Origin of the sequence: Pseudoalteromonas sp. GW168-MNA-CIBAN-0100, assembly GCF_040309225.1 — a bacterium.
Taxonomy (GTDB): domain Bacteria; phylum Pseudomonadota; class Gammaproteobacteria; order Enterobacterales; family Alteromonadaceae; genus Pseudoalteromonas; species Pseudoalteromonas arctica.
Genome location: NZ_JBEOOL010001210.1, coordinates 1 through 229 on the forward strand (window position 1 = coordinate 1; position 229 = coordinate 229).

Annotated in this window: 1 protein-coding gene; it reads left to right on the plus strand. The window is 46.3% G+C overall.

What is annotated here, in order from left to right; translation table 11 throughout:
- Positions 1-229: hypothetical protein (locus tag AAEY62_RS25255; RefSeq protein ID WP_350637257.1), on the plus strand; the 229-nt coding region annotated here is incomplete at both ends.

The window sequence follows — 229 nt, forward strand, 5'->3', positions numbered from 1 at the left end:
CTGGCAACACAGCGCCCATCGGTAGACGTAATTACCGGTTTAATTAAAGCAAATATACCAACGCGTATGGCGTTTCAGGTATCGAGTAAAATAGATTCGCGCACTATACTTGACCAACAAGGTGCCGAAAATTTACTAGGTATGGGTGATATGTTGTATTTACCGCCAGGTACAAGTGTTCCTGAGCGTGTGCATGGCGCGTTTGTAGACGACCACGAAGTACACGCAG